Source organism: Amycolatopsis pretoriensis, from assembly GCF_900107925.1.
Classification (GTDB): Bacteria; Actinomycetota; Actinomycetes; order Mycobacteriales; family Pseudonocardiaceae; genus Amycolatopsis; species Amycolatopsis pretoriensis.
The window spans coordinates 370,972-383,571 of record NZ_FNUJ01000003.1; the positions used below are offsets into that span (position 1 = coordinate 370,972).

Sequence of the window (12,600 nt, forward strand, 5' to 3'; positions counted from 1 at the left end):
CACCAGAGGGAGAACGCGGGAGCCATGGCGAACGGGACAACTCGGAAAAAGGGGTCGGCGGTGAAGGCGGCCCGCGGTTCCGTGGTGAGCAAGAAGGGCACGCCGTGGGGCACGATCATCGCCGTCGTGGCCATCGTCGCCCTGCTCGGCGCCGTGATCACCTACTACATGGTGAAGTCCGCGCCCAAGCGTGAGCAGGCCGACCGCGAGGCCGCCGCCGCGTCGTTCGCGCCGAGCGCGCAGGAGCCGGACCCGTCCAAGCGCATCCCGGGCGTGGTGACGGCCACCTACACCGGCAGCGTGCACGTGCTCCCGACCGAGCGCGTGGCCTACGACAAGACCCCGCCGTTCGGCGGCCCGCACGACCAGACGTGGGCCACCTGCACCGGCATCGTCTACCCGACCGCGGTCCGCACCGAGAACATGGTGCACGCGCTCGAGCACGGCACCGTCTGGATCGCCTACAACCCGCAGCAGGTCACCGGCGACGCGCTGAACCTGCTGAGCGTCCGCGTCAAGGACAAGCCGTACACGATGATGTCGCCGTACCCGGGCCTGGACAAGCCGATCTCCCTGCAGTCGTGGGGCCACCAGCTGAAGCTGGACGACGCCAACGACGCGCGGATCGACGAGTTCATCGCGGCGCTGCGCGCCAACCCGAACGGCGTCTACCCCGAGGTCGGCGCGTCCTGCGACGCCGTCCCCGGCCAGTTCGACCCGGACAACCCGCCGCCGTTCGACGCGTCGAAGCCGGGCCCGGACGCGAAGCCGATGGACTACAAGGGCAGCACCGCGGCGCAGGGTGAGCAGGGCATGCCCGCTTCGCAGCCGCCGGCTTCGTCCGCTCCGGCTTCGCCGACCCCGACCAAGTGATGGCCGAAGCCGACCTCGACCCCGACTTCGAATCCGAAGAGGTCACCGAGCAGCCGACCTGGTCGCGCTGGGTGATCATCGGCGGGACGCTGCTGGCGGTCCTGCTGATCGGCGCGACGGCGGGGATGTTCCTCACCCGTGCCGTCGACGACTCCGGGACGGCGGCGACGCCCGCCGCCGGCTCGGTCGAGGTCGGCTTCGCCCAGGACATGTCGACGCACCACCTCCAGGCGGTGACGATGGCGGGCATCGCCCGCGACCGCACGACCGACCCGGAGATCAAGCAGCTGTCGTTCGACATCGAGCGAACGCAGCTGGAGCAGGTCGGCCGCATGAAGGGCTGGCTCATGCTGTGGGACCAGCCCGAGCAGCCGATCGGCGCGCCGATGAAGTGGATGACGGAACCGATGGCGGGCCACGACGGAATGTCGATGGGCACGTCTTCGGTAAACCCCGCGGGCGGCGCGCTGATGCCGGGCATGGCGACGGACACGGAGCTGAAGAAGCTGCGTTCGTTGTCAGGCCGCGAGTTCGACGTCTATTTCCTGCAGTTGATGCTCCGCCACCACCAGGGCGGGACGTCGATGGCCCAGTACGCGGCGGCGCATTCGACACTGCCGGCGTTGAAGGCGCTGGTGACCAGCATTCTGACTTCGCAGGGGGCGGAGATGGACCAGATCAAGCTGATGCTTTCGGGCCGGGGCGCCCAGCCGCTCCCGGCGTAGTTACCAGCTCAGTTCCTGGCACCGCCGCGCACACTGCGGCGCCTCCACCTGCAGCGTCGCGTGCTCGATCGCATACCGCGAAGAAAGCAGGTTCTGCGCCTCCGTCAGCACATCGGACTGCTTCGCGGGCGGCGCGAGCGTCAAGTGCGCCGAAGCCACTTCCATGCCCGAAGTCAAAGTCCAGACGTGCAGGTCGTGCACGTCCGCGACGCCCGGCAGCGCGGCCAACTCTTTATTGATCGCCCCGACGTCGACACCCTGAGGCGCGTGCTGGAACAGGATGCGCAGCGCCCGGCGGGCCAGCGTCCACGTACGCGGCAGCACGAACAGCCCGATCGCGACACCGATGATCGGGTCCGCGTAGCGCCAGCCCGTCAGCAGCGTCAGGGCGCCGCTGACCAGCACGCCGACCGAGCCGATCAGGTCGGCCAGCACTTCGAGGTACGCGCCGCGGACGTTGAGGCTCTCCTTCGCGCCCGAGCGCAGCACCGCGAACGACACGATGTTGGCCGCGAGTCCCGCGGAAGCGGCCAGCAGCACGGGCAGGCCCGGCACCGCGGGTGGGTCGCCGATCCGGCCGACGGCCTCGACGAGGACGTATCCCGCGACGCCGAACAGCAGGACCGCGTTGGCCAGCGCGGCCAGGACTTCCGCGCGGTAGAGCCCGAACGTGCGGCTGACCGTGGGGCCCGAGCGCCGCGCCAGGACGATCGCGGTCAGCGCCATGCCGACCCCGAGTACGTCGGTGAACATGTGCGCGGCGTCGGAGATCAGGGCCAGCGAACCGGTCGTGAAGCCGACGACGAACTCGAGCACCATGAAGCCGGCGCCGATGCAGAGGGCGATGGTCAGGCTCCGCACGTACCGGCCCGAGGCGCTCGTCGGCGCGCTCGTGTGCCCGTGTCCGTGGCCGTGTCCCATTCCGCCTCCGTTCCCGTGGTCACCGTCGAGGCCAAACATATAGTCGGATGCGCATATGTGCAACAGAGGGCACCCTAAGTTCACCCATCCGAAAGCTACTACCCGGAACAGCGCGCACCAATCCTCCAGGCGGGGTTTCCCACCCGGTGGGCCCGTCACGCTTCGACGTCGACCATCCGCCGCAGCAGGTCGCGCAGCTGGACGCGGTCGTCCGCGCCGAGCGCGGCCAGCGGGTCGGCCGCGAACCCCAGCCCCCGCTGGAGGTCGCGGGCCAGCACGGCCCCCGCGGGCGTGGCCACGATGTTCTTGATCCGCCGGTCGCGCTGGTCCACCCGTCGTTCGACGAGCCCGCGCGCTTCGAGCCGGTCGATGATGCCCGTCACGTTCGAGCGCTCCGACTTCAGCTTCTCGGCGATCCGGTGCATCGGCAGCGGCTCCCCGAGCGCGCCGAGCACCTTGGCCTGCACCGTCGTCAGCCCCTGCGTGGCCGCCGCGGACTCGTAGGAGTCGACGAACCGGTCGACGATCCGCGCGAGCAGGGCGACGACGTCGTCGGTGATCGGGTCAGCGCTCATCCGGAGAGTCGAGGTCTCCCAGATGAGCAACGACCGCGTCGCCCTGATCACCGGCACGTCCAGCGGCATCGGCCTCGCCACCGCCGTCCGGGCCTCTCGCGCGGGCTTCCGGACCGTCGCCACGCTGCGCGACCCCGCCCGCGCGGACCGCCTGCGCGAAGCCGGCGCCGACCTGGACATCCGCCCCCTGGACGTGACCGATCCCGCGTCCGTCCGCGCGGCGGTCGAGGGCGTCCTCGCCGACTACGGCCGGCTCGACGTGCTGGTCAACAACGCCGGCGCGGGCCACGTCGGCACGCTCGAGCAGGAGCCGGTCTCCGCGGTGCGCGAGACCATGGAGGTCAACTTCTTCGGCGTCGTCGAGACGACGAAGGCCGCGCTGCCGGCGTTGCGCGCGAGCGGCGGCCGCGTGATCACGGTGACCAGCATCGGCGGCGCGGTCGGCCAGCCGTTCAACGAGGCGTACTGCGCGGCGAAGTTCGCCGTCGAAGGCTTGATGGAGTCCCTCGCGCCGGTCGCCGCGGCCCAGGGCGTCAAGGTGTGCGTCGTCGAGCCGGGCGCGGTCGCGACGGAGTTCGTGAACAACATCGGCGTCGACGAGCGCCTCTTCGCCGAAGCCGGCCCCTACGCGGAGTCGCTGCGGAAGTACATCGCGAACGTCACGAAGTCGTTCGAGGGCGCCCAGACGGCCGACGAGGTCGCCGAGGTGATCCTGGACGCGATGACGGCCGAGTCGCCCGCGTTCCGCATCCAGACGTCGAAGCAGGCCGAGGAGTTCACCGGGCTCAAGTTCGCCGACCGCGACGGCTCGGCCGTCCAGCGCCTGACGACCGGCTGGCTCGCCTAGCGCACCAGCCGGAAGAAGCCGCGGACCTGGTCGACGAACAGCTCGGGCTGCTCCAGCGCGGCGAAGTGCCCGCCGACGGGCAGCTCTTCGAACCACCGCAGGTCGGTGTAGCGCCGCTCGGCCTGCCGCCGCGACGGCCGCACGATTTCCCGCGGGAACACCGAAACCCCGGCCGGGACGTCCACAGTGGACAGGTCCCGGTCGTTGTTCTCCCAGTACATCCGCGCCGACGACGTGGCCGTCGCGGTGAACCAGTAGACGGAGATGTCGTCGAGGATCTTCTGCCGGTCGACGGCGTCTTCCGGGTGCCCCTTGTTGTCGGTCCAGGCCCAGAACTTCTCGGCGATCCAGGCGGCCTGGCCGGCGGGCGAGTCGGTGAGGCCGTAGCCGAGCGTCTGCGGCCGGGTGCTCTGCTGCGCGGAGTACCCGCTCCCGGTCCGCCGGAACTCCTCGAGATCGGCGAGCGCGCGGCGTTCCTCCGGCGTCGGATCGTCCAGGATCATGCGGATGGAGGCGAAGTTGACGTGCACCCCGGCAACGCGCCCGGACCGCGCGAGGGCGTTGGTGACGGCGGCACCCCAGTCACCGCCCTGAGCGCCGTAGCGGTCGTAGCCGAGCTCCCGCATGAGCAGGTCGAAGAGCTCGGCGACGCGCGCGATCTTGAGGGCGGGCTTGTCACTCCACCCGAAGCCGGGCAGCGACGGCGCGACGACGTGGAAGGCGTCGCGGGGGTCGCCGCCGTACTTGGCGGGATCGCTGAGCGGCCCGAAGACATCGAGGAACTCGGTGACGGAACCGGGCCACCCATGGGTGAGCACGAGCGGCAGGGCATCGGCCTCGGGCGACCGCAGGTGCACGAAGTGCAGGCCGACACCGTCGACGTCGGCCCGGAACTGCGGGAAAGCGTTCAGCCGCGCGGCGAACCCGAAGTCGTACTCCTCACCCCAGTCCCGGCAGAGCTCCCGCACGTAGGCGAGCGGAACGCCTTGAGACCAGTCCCCGACGGTCTCGGCCTCGGGCCACCGAGTCCGCCGAAGCCGCTCCCGCAGATCGGCGACATCGGCCTCATCGAGAGACACCTGGAACGGCTTGACCATCTCAGCTCCTTCAGGTGGGCTTCCCACGCTAGCGATGTCTCGGCGAGTGGATCAACTTTCAGCCCGTTGACCAGCCGATTCGCCAGTCGGACCACCTGCGCGCGAGGGGTCGTCGCGATGCGCTAAGCTTTCCGAGTCGCCCAGCGATGGGCCCTCGTAGCTCAGGGGATAGAGCACTGCCCTCCGGAGGCAGGTGTCGCAGGTTCGAATCCTGCCGAGGGCACTCACTTTGGACAAACAGAACCGGCCCCTACCAGCGCGAACGCGGTAGGGGCCGATTTGCGTCCTACCCGGCAGACCGCGGCCGAATCCGGCAGCCGGCGGCCAATGACTTGTCGAGCGATCGCCTGCGAGTTGGCGCTCATGACGGGCTCCGGTGAGGTCCGGGAGTCCGACCGCGGCAAGGCCACACCCAGATGTCGCGGCGATGAGTCGCCTTCAGCGGGGCCCGTGGTGCGGCCGGGTCAGAAGTTGCCGAGGCCGCCGCAGACGTTCATGGCTTGGGATGTGATCGATGCCGCGGGGTCGGAGGCCAGGTAGCCGACCAGGCCCGCCACCTCCTGTGGCGTCGAGTACCGGCCCAGCGGGATCTTCGCGTTGAACTTCGCCAGCACCGCCTCGGTGGTCGTGCGGCCCAGCTTTGCGTAGTTCCGGCGGACGTGCTCCGCCATCGGGGTCTCCACGTAGCCGGGGCAGACGGCGTTCACCGTGATGCCCGTCGGCGCCAGCTCGTTGCCGAGCGCCTTGGTGAAGCCGACCACGCCGTGCTTGGACGCGGAGTACGGGGCTCCGAGGACGACTCCCTGCTTGCCGGCGGTCGAGGCGATGTTGATGATCCGCCCGCGGCTCTTCGTACGCATGCCGCCGGCGTTCAGGACCTCTCGCGTCACGCGGAACACACTGGTGAGGTTCGTGTCGATGACGCGTTCCCACACCTCGTCCTCCAGGTCCGCGGTGACGCCGCCGCCCGGCGTCCCGGCGTTGTTGACCAGGACGTCGATGCTCCCGAACCGGTCGACCGCGGCCCGCACGAATCGTCGCACCGACTCGCCGGAGCGGACGTCGACCACCGTTCCTTCGACGTCGAGACCTTCCTCCCGCAACAGTTTCACGGTCGAGACCACGTTTTCTCCGGTCCGCGCCCCGACGAAGACCCGGTGCTGCTGACCTGCCAGCAGCCGCGCCACGGCGAAGCCGATACCACTGGTGGCCCCGGTGACGAGCGCCACTCGCTTGTCTTCCTGCGACATGGGTTCCCCTTCGTGAATTCAGCCGGCAGACGCGCAGACGGCATCGACGAACGCGCGTGGGGTGGTGGCATCGCCCAGGATCGACTCGTCCAGGCTGATCCCGTACTCACGCTCGATGCGGCCTGCCGTCTCGAGCAGGGCGAGCGAGTCGTAGCCGAGCATCGCGAACTCGATGTCGAGGATATCGGCCGACAGATCGATATTCTCGCTGATGCCGGCCCCTTCGGCCAGAATTCTTTTGAGGTCCTCGATGGTGAACGCTTTTTCGAGCACGAAAACTCCTTCCAGAAAGATTTTTCCGGTGGTCGCCATACCCGCCCCGCGGCGGCACCACAACCCCATGGTCCAAGAAAACCAACGGCAGCAGCAAGGGCAGCCGGTTCAAATCTTGGCCAGGTCCCTCGACGAGTAGTCATCGATTCAGAGAAATGCCATGGAAAGTCCAGAAACGATTGTCATAACGTTGACAACACGCACAAGGGGCCCGCGGCAACCGGCCGCGAGCCCCTTCTTCAACGCCCGGCTGTCAGACCGGTCCGATCCGGAATCCCACCCCGCGGACCGCGACGATCCAATCGCTTCCACCGAGCTTGTTGCGCAAGCTGCTGACATGCGTGTCCACGGTTCTCCGCGACCAGGAATCACCCCAGATCTGGTGCATGATGAACTTCCGCGACACCACCGTGTCCGGGCGGGAAGCGAGCAGGCGCAGCAGATCGAACTCCTTCCGAGTGGTCCGGATCTGCTTGCCGTGGCACGTAACCTCCCGGGTGTTGGTGTCGATCTGCAGCGGTCCGTGCTCGATGACCTCCACCGCCGACACCCCCGATCGGGCCCGCCGCATCACCGCCTCGATCCGGGCCAGCAGTTCCCGGAAGCCGTACGGCTTCACGACGTAGTCGTCGGCGCCGTTCTGCAGCGCCAGGACGCAGTCGAGCTCCGACGCCCGTTCCGTGACCACGATGATCGGTGTGTCCCGGTCGACCCTGATCGCACGGCAGACTTCGAGGCCGTCCAGATCGGGCAGCTCGAGATCGAGCAGGATCAGGTCGGCGTCGTCGTGGTCGGCCAGGGCTTGTTCACCCGTCCTGGCTTCGGCGACTTCGTGCCCGTGCCGCCCCAGGCCCTGCTTGAGGGTGTCCCGTTCCAGGTCGTCGTCCTCGACGACGAGGAGCCGCCAGGAGTCCGACGACCTGATCGGACGCGCCGCACGGCCCCGGACGTCCGGCCAGTTGCCGAACAGCACACCCGCACGATGACCACGATCCGACGTCAGCTCCGCCCTCTCCCACGGGAGGACACCGGCCCCGTCCGGTGCGGCCGAACCCGAAACAGCAGCACTTCTACTCATCGGCCACGCCCCAGGCGCACCACGGGGAGCAGGCCCGGGCAATCGACGCGAGCCGAAACGGCAGGTTCGGACCGGAAAACAGAAACTTGGCTGACAAAATTCCCCCTGGACGGTATACGATTTCACCACTATCGCCGTCCGGACCACGGGGCCGAAAACAGGGTGCCCCCCTTGGCACCACGATTGTATTCCAGCACAAGCCACCAAAACCTGGTAAGCCCACCGCGGTTCACCCTGGCCGCCGGCTCCCACGCTCACCAGCCGCCTCGCGGCACCGTGATCCGTGACCTGAGTCTACAGCGAGCCGCAGGCAGGCGCAATGCGGAAAAGCCGGCAGAGAGGTCCGCGAAGTCACCGCGGCACAGTTGTTGCCGAGGCGACAACAAATCTTCGCCGACACTGCCGACGCAGCGACAAGGCCCAATTATTCCGCCGATACCGAGGGGAAATTCAGCGAATTCCTCGAAATGGTCGTCTAACGCAGTCGCGGCAACACCTTCGCGAGCTCGATCATGCTGGTGTGACTGACACTGAAGTAGGTGATGCCGTAGTGCTCGCCGTGCGCGCGCAGTTCTTCGGCGATGTGCTCCGCGCTGCCGATCAGGAAAATCGGGTACCGCCTGAGCTGTTCGGCACTGTAGGCGCCCCTGAACCTCTCGGCGAGCCGTTCGTAGGCACCCGCACTGTCGTTCGTGACTTCGACGTGCTGGACGAGCAGGTTCAGTTCGGCGTCCCGGCCGTCAAGGGCTTTCTGCACGAACCGCGTGCGTTCGAGCAGCTCTTCCGGCTCGCGCAGGTGCAGGCCATTCTGGTCGATCCCCGCGCCGGGGAACGCGATGATGTCGGCCCGCCGCGCCGCCAGCCGCAGCATCCGGTCCCCCTCACCACCGATCAGCACCGGCGGACCGGGTTGCTGCACCGGATTCGGCTCCTCCGGGTCCGCGTAGAAGCGCTCCAGTTCGTCGAGCGTGCGCACCAGGTGGTCGACGCGCGCTCCGGCACGCTCGAAGGGAATACCCGCCTTGTCGAACTCCGGCTTCGCGTAGCCGGTGCCGAGCCCGAGCTCGAACCGGCCGTCGGTGCACACGTCCACGCTGACCACGTCCCTGGCCAGCAGGGTCGGGTTGTAGAAAGCGGCGTTGAGGGTGAGCGTGGTCAGCCGCGCCCGCTCGGTCACCTCGGCCGCAAGCACTAACGGAAGAAGAGGAGCGGTGATTCCGAGGTGGTCCGGCGTCGCGATGACGTCCATTCCGATTTCCTCGGCTTCCCGGCACCTGCGCACCCATTCCCGCCGCCCGGCGGACGCCTCCATGTTCACGCAAAACCGCATACCGAACCCCTTTCGAAAGCCACCTGTTTCAGTGAAAGGCCATCTCGGCTGACACAGCGGATCCCGAAGGATCACGCCGTCGATTCACACCCGGACGAATTGGGCCAGCAGGGCCGGAACCACGGTGTCCCGTCCTGCGTGGGGAAGCACCGCGCGCATGTTCGCCTCCCCGATCGAACCCACGGTCCAGCCATCGGCGAAAGCCTCGCGAAGCGAATCTTCGTCGATCATCGGGAGCGTCCGCGCCCCCGGGCCGGGCTCGTCCTCGGCCAACCGGGAAACCGCCTCGGACAGCCGGCTTCCGGAAGCGTGCTGCTCGTCGATACCGAGGACGAACAAGACCGCGTCCGGACGGCACGCGTGGTGCAGCGCGGCCGCGTACCGGGGCAGCTCCCCGGAACCGAACACATGCGCCATGCCCGAGTCGACGACCGTGTCGAAACATTCCTCGTACCCGGCCAGTTCCAACGCATCGGCCACGGCGAAAGCGACGTCGATCGCGCGCTCCGCGCTCTTCTGCCGCGCCCGGGAAATCGCTGTCGGCGCGAGGTCGACACCGGTGACGGCATATCCCTTGCTTGCGAGGAAGAGCGCGTTTTCGCCGGTGCCGCAACCGCAGTCGAGCACCGCACCACGGATCAGGCCGGCCCGTTCGATGTCGACGAAGGCGGGTTGCGGCCCCGGGATGTCCCAGGGCAGCTGCTCTCCGAGCGCGGTTTCGCCACGGTAGGCGAGGTCGTAGTCGCGATGCCGTGCTTCGGAACAGAATTCGATCACCGGCCGACACTCCTTTCGAGCACCCCGTGAACCGCGATGCGGTCCGACTCCGGCACAGCTCACCGCCACGACCGGTGGGTCAGCAGAAATCAGGCCAGCCACGCCGCAGCCGGGCGAACAGAACCGGCATCGCGGCGCGCGGGTCCCCGCTGTCGTGGCCCAGCTCCACCGCTCCCATCACGTAGCGCGCCAACGCCGCGGCGGACACGTCGTCGTCGGGCAACCCGGCTTCCTGCGCGATCGCCACCGCCAGCGACTTCTCCCAGCGGCGCCGGATGCGCTCGAAGTAGTCCCGCAACTGCGGTGTCGCCGCGAGCAGTTCCTGGAACTGTTCCACCGTTGCCCGGTCGACCAGCAGCCCGGCCATCAGGCTTTCGGCTTGCGCCTCGAGCGCGTCCATGATCGACACGCCTTCGGCGCGCCCCCGGACCATGCCGACGAGCCGCTGCTCGTGCGCCTGGTCCTCGTCGAAGACCAAGGCTTCCTTGCTCGGGAAGTACGCGAACAGGGTGGAGACCGCCACGTCGGAGGCGTCCGCGATCTCGGCGACCGACACGTTGTCGAACCCGCGCTCCCGGAACAACGCGAAGGCCACGTCGGCCAGCCGTTGCCGGGTCTGCGCCTTCTTCCGCTCTCGAAGTCCAGGACCAGGCATGCGGCCAGCCTACCGTAGTCGGAGTCAGATTGAAACTACCTTCACGCCATAATCGTTGCTACTGTATTTTCGTAGTCACTTCGACTTTGAGGAGATCCTGATGCAAGTGACCCCGATGCGCCGGTGGGCGGCGCTCATCGCGCTGGCGCTCGCCGTGCTGGCGACCGCGCTCGACATGACCGTGCTCAACGTCGCGTTGCCGACGCTGGCGCACGACCTGAACGCGAACACCTCCGTCCTGCAGTGGTTCGCGTCCGCCTACACGCTGACGGTCTCGGCGGTGATGCTGCCGATCGGCGCCCTCGGCGACCGGTACGGCCGGCGCAAGCTGCTCCTCGCGGCGCTGCTGGTGTTCGGCCTGGCCTCGGCCTGGTGCGCCTACTCGACCAGCTCCGGGGAACTGATCGCCGCCCGCGTCGCGCTCGGCCTCGGCGGCGCGGCGATCATGCCGTTGTCGATGGCGCAGATGCCGGTGCTGTTCCCGAACCCGCGCGAGCGCGACCGCGCCATGGCCGTGTGGATCGCCGCGCTGGCGGTGGGCATGCCGCTCGGCCCCTTGCTCGGCGGCTGGCTGCTCGAGCACTTCTGGTGGGGCTCGGTGTTCATCATCAACGTGCCCTTGACGGTCATCGCCATCGCCGCTGTCGTGGCGCTGGTCCCCGAGTCCCGCAGCAGCACCGCGCGTCGCCTGGACCTGCTCGGCACGGCACTGTCGAGCCTCGGCCTCGTCGGCGTCACCTACGGGTTCATCCGAGCGGGCGAACAGGGCTGGAGCGACCCGCCGGTGACCGTCTCCCTCCTCGCGGGCGTGGTCTTCCTCGGCCTGTTCCTCGTCTGGCAACGCCGGGCGCGGCACGCCCTGATCGACCTGAGCCTGTTCTCGGACAACGGGTTCCGCTGGGGAACGCTCTACTCCGTGCTCAACGCGTTCGCCATGTTCGGCGTGGTGTTCACCGTGCCGATGTACTTCCAAGGCGTGCTCGGCACCGACGCTTTCGGCAGCGGCCTGCGCTTGCTGCCGATGGTCGCGGGCATGTTGGTGGCCAACGGCGTTTCCGAGCCGCTCAAGGACAAACTGGGGGCGCGCAGGGTGCTGCTCGCCGGCTTCGGCATCAGCACGGCGGGCATGGCACTCGGCGCCTTCACCACGGCGTCCACCGGGTACTGGTTCACCGCGGTGTGGACGGCCGTCCTGGGGGTCGGCATCGGCCTCGTGATGATCACCTCGATGGCGCTGGCGCTGGGATCGCTGGACGACGAACGCTCCGGCGTCGGCTCGGCGCTGATCACGGTGCTGCGCAACGCCGGTATGACACTCGGCCCGGCCGTGCTCGGCACCGTCGCGATGACCCGCTACCACGACCGGCTCGGGGCACTCGACACCGAACCGATCCGCGACAGCGTGATCGCCGGCGTCGGCGTCGCGAACCAAGCCCACGACGGCGCGATGCTGGCCCAGGTCCACTCCGCCTTCACGAGCGGCATGAGCCTGCTGCTGGCGATCTGCGCCGGCATCTGCGCCGTGTCGGCGGGGCTCGTCGCGATCACCACCCGGCGCACCCCGCCGAGCCCGGTCGAGGCCGGTGCGCGGGAGGCCGGCGTCAAGGCCGGTACCCAGTAACGAGTCCAGCCAGATCCGAACAGAGGGGAATTTTCGATGAAATCGGAAGCCATCGCCACCGGAACCATCAGCCCGGCCGACCGCACGGCGATCATCGAGCTCTTGAGCCGCTACTACGCGGCGATCGACGACAACCGCCTCGACCGCGCGGCGGTGGAAGCCGTCTTCGCGCCCGACGGCAAGCTGATCAACCCGGCCGGCGTCGAGTTCGCGGGCTGGGACAAGATCCTGGACCGCGAGACCACCAACTTCGCCCAGTTCCGGTCGACCCACCACGTGACCGGCGACCACATCGTCGAACTCGACGGCGAGCACGCGCGGATGCGGGCCAACATGATCGCGATGCACCTGTGGACCGCCGAGGGCAGTGACCCCTACTCGCTGCAGAACCACTTCATCTCCGGCGGCGTCTTCCACGCGCTCGCGGCCCGGACGTCCGCCGGCTGGCGGCTGAGCGAGCTGTCCTTGAACATCACCTGGCGCGACGGCGCGGGGCCGCCGCTGCTGATCGACTTCGCCGCGATGGCTTAGCGGCGACGTCCGAACCCAGGTCTGTGCCCCGCTACCGTCCGTCCGGT

At 68.5% G+C, this 12,600-nt stretch carries 14 protein-coding genes and 1 tRNA gene; 6 read left to right on the forward strand and 9 right to left on the reverse strand.

From position 1 onward, the window contains the following. Positions 1 to 60: 60 nt before the first annotated feature. Both BLV96_RS14220 and BLV96_RS14225 read left to right on the forward strand, forming a co-directional pair. A complete protein-coding gene (locus BLV96_RS14220) occupies positions 61 to 873 on the forward strand; it encodes a DUF3105 domain-containing protein (protein WP_086672688.1) in 813 nt (270 codons plus the stop codon). After that, positions 873 to 1,598: a DUF305 domain-containing protein gene (locus tag BLV96_RS14225; RefSeq protein WP_086672690.1), complete on the forward strand. Its 726-nt coding sequence runs from the start codon at positions 873 to 875 to the stop codon at positions 1,596 to 1,598. The genes BLV96_RS14220 and BLV96_RS14225 overlap by 1 nt, the downstream gene beginning before the upstream one ends. On the opposite strand, the gene BLV96_RS14230 is transcribed toward BLV96_RS14225, so the two are convergent. Together BLV96_RS14230 and BLV96_RS14235 are read right to left on the reverse strand one after the other, a co-directional pair. Next, complete coding sequence (locus BLV96_RS14230; protein WP_086672692.1) at positions 1,599 to 2,519, reverse strand: cation diffusion facilitator family transporter; 921 nt, start codon at positions 2,517 to 2,519, stop codon at positions 1,599 to 1,601. Between the two features lie 155 nt (positions 2,520 to 2,674). Next, positions 2,675 to 3,094 carry a MarR family winged helix-turn-helix transcriptional regulator gene (locus BLV96_RS14235; RefSeq protein WP_086672694.1) on the reverse strand — a complete coding sequence of 140 codons (420 nt, stop codon included), beginning with the start codon at positions 3,092 to 3,094 and terminating at the stop codon, positions 2,675 to 2,677. A 22-nt stretch (positions 3,095 to 3,116) separates the two neighbouring features. Between BLV96_RS14235 and BLV96_RS14240 the strand changes: the two genes are divergently transcribed. After that, a complete protein-coding gene (locus tag BLV96_RS14240; protein WP_086672697.1) occupies positions 3,117 to 3,941 on the forward strand; it encodes an SDR family oxidoreductase in 825 nt (274 codons plus the stop codon). Here BLV96_RS14240 and BLV96_RS14245 read toward each other — a convergent pair. Then, positions 3,938 to 5,038, reverse strand: coding sequence for an epoxide hydrolase family protein (locus BLV96_RS14245; RefSeq protein WP_086672699.1), 1,101 nt, complete (start codon positions 5,036 to 5,038; stop codon positions 3,938 to 3,940). The genes BLV96_RS14240 and BLV96_RS14245 overlap by 4 nt on opposite strands. A 150-nt stretch (positions 5,039 to 5,188) precedes the next feature. Between BLV96_RS14245 and BLV96_RS14250 the strand changes: the two genes are divergently transcribed. Further along, positions 5,189 to 5,261 (forward strand) — tRNA-Arg (locus tag BLV96_RS14250). 241 nt (positions 5,262 to 5,502) lie between these two features. Here the strand turns inward: BLV96_RS14250 and fabG are convergent. The 6 genes from fabG to BLV96_RS14280 all read right to left on the reverse strand — a co-directional run bounded on the left by fabG (position 5,503) and on the right by BLV96_RS14280 (position 10,401). Next, on the reverse strand, positions 5,503 to 6,288 hold the full coding sequence (fabG, locus tag BLV96_RS14255; RefSeq protein WP_086672701.1) for a 3-oxoacyl-ACP reductase FabG: 786 nt from the start codon (positions 6,286 to 6,288) through the stop codon (positions 5,503 to 5,505). An 18-nt stretch (positions 6,289 to 6,306) separates the two neighbouring features. After that, on the reverse strand, positions 6,307 to 6,600 hold the full coding sequence (locus tag BLV96_RS14260; protein ID WP_086672703.1) for an acyl carrier protein: 294 nt from the start codon (positions 6,598 to 6,600) through the stop codon (positions 6,307 to 6,309). A gap of 214 nt (positions 6,601 to 6,814) precedes the next feature. Next, entirely contained in the window at positions 6,815 to 7,534 is a 720-nt protein-coding gene (locus BLV96_RS14265) for a response regulator transcription factor (RefSeq protein ID WP_244180219.1), read from the reverse strand. Between the two features lie 580 nt (positions 7,535 to 8,114). Beyond that, complete coding sequence (locus tag BLV96_RS14270; protein ID WP_086672707.1) at positions 8,115 to 8,969, reverse strand: TIGR03621 family F420-dependent LLM class oxidoreductase; 855 nt, start codon at positions 8,967 to 8,969, stop codon at positions 8,115 to 8,117. 84 nt (positions 8,970 to 9,053) lie between these two features. Next, a complete protein-coding gene (locus tag BLV96_RS14275) occupies positions 9,054 to 9,746 on the reverse strand; it encodes an SAM-dependent methyltransferase (protein ID WP_158104071.1) in 693 nt (230 codons plus the stop codon). A 79-nt stretch (positions 9,747 to 9,825) separates the two neighbouring features. Then, positions 9,826 to 10,401 (reverse strand): TetR/AcrR family transcriptional regulator, encoded by a 576-nt coding sequence (locus BLV96_RS14280; RefSeq protein ID WP_086672711.1) that lies wholly within the window; start codon positions 10,399 to 10,401, stop codon positions 9,826 to 9,828. Positions 10,402 to 10,501: 100 nt separating this feature from the next. Here BLV96_RS14280 and BLV96_RS14285 point away from each other — a divergent pair, with 100 nt between their 5' ends. Beyond that, positions 10,502 to 12,022: an MFS transporter gene (locus BLV96_RS14285; RefSeq protein WP_208608230.1), complete on the forward strand. Its 1,521-nt coding sequence runs from the start codon at positions 10,502 to 10,504 to the stop codon at positions 12,020 to 12,022. 36 nt (positions 12,023 to 12,058) lie between these two features. Continuing rightward, positions 12,059 to 12,553, forward strand: coding sequence for a nuclear transport factor 2 family protein (locus BLV96_RS14290; RefSeq protein WP_086672713.1), 495 nt, complete (start codon positions 12,059 to 12,061; stop codon positions 12,551 to 12,553). Positions 12,554 to 12,600: the final 47 nt, after the last annotated feature.

Excerpts from the sequence above, each read along its gene's own strand:
- fabG (WP_086672701.1), bottom strand. The coding sequence starts at position 6,288 with ATGTCGCAGGAAGACAAGCGAGTGGCGCTCGTCACCGGGGCCACCAGT.
- BLV96_RS14270 (WP_086672707.1), bottom strand. The coding sequence starts at position 8,969 with ATGCGGTTTTGCGTGAACATGGAGGCGTCCGCCGGGCGGCGGGAATGG.
- BLV96_RS14230 (WP_086672692.1), bottom strand. The coding sequence starts at position 2,519 with ATGGGACACGGCCACGGACACGGGCACACGAGCGCGCCGACGAGCGCC.
- BLV96_RS14240 (WP_086672697.1), top strand. The coding sequence starts at position 3,117 with ATGAGCAACGACCGCGTCGCCCTGATCACCGGCACGTCCAGCGGCATC.
- BLV96_RS14235 (WP_086672694.1), bottom strand. The coding sequence starts at position 3,094 with ATGAGCGCTGACCCGATCACCGACGACGTCGTCGCCCTGCTCGCGCGG.
- BLV96_RS14285 (WP_208608230.1), top strand. The coding sequence starts at position 10,502 with ATGCAAGTGACCCCGATGCGCCGGTGGGCGGCGCTCATCGCGCTGGCG.
- BLV96_RS14280 (WP_086672711.1), bottom strand. The coding sequence starts at position 10,401 with ATGCCTGGTCCTGGACTTCGAGAGCGGAAGAAGGCGCAGACCCGGCAA.
- BLV96_RS14245 (WP_086672699.1), bottom strand. The coding sequence starts at position 5,038 with ATGGTCAAGCCGTTCCAGGTGTCTCTCGATGAGGCCGATGTCGCCGAT.
- BLV96_RS14290 (WP_086672713.1), top strand. The coding sequence starts at position 12,059 with ATGAAATCGGAAGCCATCGCCACCGGAACCATCAGCCCGGCCGACCGC.
- BLV96_RS14225 (WP_086672690.1), top strand. The coding sequence starts at position 873 with ATGGCCGAAGCCGACCTCGACCCCGACTTCGAATCCGAAGAGGTCACC.
- BLV96_RS14260 (WP_086672703.1), bottom strand. The coding sequence starts at position 6,600 with ATGGCGACCACCGGAAAAATCTTTCTGGAAGGAGTTTTCGTGCTCGAA.